Source organism: Methanobrevibacter sp. (genome assembly GCF_045577275.1).
In the GTDB taxonomy this organism is placed as follows: domain Archaea; phylum Methanobacteriota; class Methanobacteria; order Methanobacteriales; family Methanobacteriaceae; genus Methanobrevibacter.
Genome location: NZ_JAZNIB010000151.1, coordinates 1 through 1,579, shown reverse-complemented (window position 1 = coordinate 1,579; position 1,579 = coordinate 1). Strand labels below are relative to the sequence as shown.

The 1,579-nt window shown below is 28.6% G+C and carries 1 protein-coding gene; it reads right to left on the bottom strand.

The annotated features are described in order from the left end of the window. Positions 1–72: 72 nt before the first annotated feature. Positions 73–1,230 carry an MFS transporter gene (locus ACKI67_RS04525; protein ID WP_407462210.1) on the bottom strand — a complete coding sequence of 386 codons (1,158 nt, stop codon included), beginning with the start codon at positions 1,228–1,230 and terminating at the stop codon, positions 73–75. Positions 1,231–1,579: the final 349 nt, after the last annotated feature.

The window sequence follows — 1,579 nt, the reverse complement described above, 5'->3', positions numbered from 1 at the left end:
AAAAGTAAAAAAATTAAATATCAAAATTATCTTTCAAAAATAAAAAAAAAAAGTAAATTTTACACATACAGATTATGCCAACTCTTTATTATGGAATAGATCAATATGGGCATATTTTGAAAATCTATATATGATAAATGGTACGGACAATGTAAATGAAATAATGGACATCAGCAATATTGATGTGGTGAACCATGATTCTATTAGCACTCCACCAAGGACTATTCCAATTGTTCTGTTTAAATTAACAATGAACAAATAGAATCCATTAGCGAATTCAGGCGCATCCTTTGCTGCTGTAGAGATTGTATATTGTGCTATGGTCTGCATTGATCCATCCAAAAGACCGAATAAAATCAATATCACAAACATTGGCCTATCCATATGAACACATATAATCATAACCAACATAAGGGCTATAAAGACAATAGGATACAATGTAACAGTCCGTTTAAGATTTTTCTGCATAAACTTACCAATTAAGCTTGTTCCAAACACTCCTGCAAGTCCATTGAAGAAAAGGTATATGGACAAAACATCATATGGAAGTTTTGTGATTGTTTCCAAAATCAATGTGAAGAAGTTATAAGTTACTGAAACCCCTACTCCAATAAATAGTATTGACATAATAGAAATGATGAAAAGTTCGCATTTTGCTATATGGAACTGATCAAGAATGCCTTTTGTTTCCTTTTGGATTTTCGGAAGAAACAGTATTGTAAGTATCAGACTTACAAGATTAATCAAAGCAATCCATAGAAGTGTGTAATTATATCCATAGGCGGTTGTAATGTAAACCGAAAATGAAGCTCCAAATACGCATCCGCTTGTTATTCCCAATACAACCTTGTTCACATTATCTGGATCAACATCCCCAATATATGTTAGTGCAAAGCTTATTGCAGTTGAATAGAAAAATGCTGGAATGATTCTCAATATGAATGAAATCATAAAATCATTCACAAATGACTGGGTTAATGTAGTTATGACGGTAACTGCCAATGCAATGATGAAAAATCTTTTACGTTCATATTTTGAAAGGTATGCCGGCAGGAATATCGCTGTAATTCCAACAATGAACAAGAATGTTCCAACATATAAGCTACTTGCCTCCAAATCCACTGCATAAAAGTTAGCTATTTCATTAGAAAGTCCAGATACGCTTAATAATGTCGACAATGAAAATGTTATAAAAAATAATGTTAATAAAATCTTTTTATTATACCTCATGTATTTTCCTACTTTATAAACTTTTAATAATTTGACTGATTGATTCATAAATAATTGAATTAATTAAATATTAATAATTCGCATAATATGAGTCTAAAATTGAATTAATAATTTAAATAATTCGCATAATATGAGTCTAAAATTGAATTAATTGAAATCTTAAAGGTTGAAAAAAGTTTGAAAATCAGGTCATTTATAAAATGGAAAATAATTTAATCATTAAATACATTAAAATTACTTGATTTAATCATTAAATGAATTATAATTAATAAATTTAATCATTAAATTATTTACAAAAATGAAATCATGACTGTGAATAATACCTCATTCACCCAAAAGATTCTAGTTA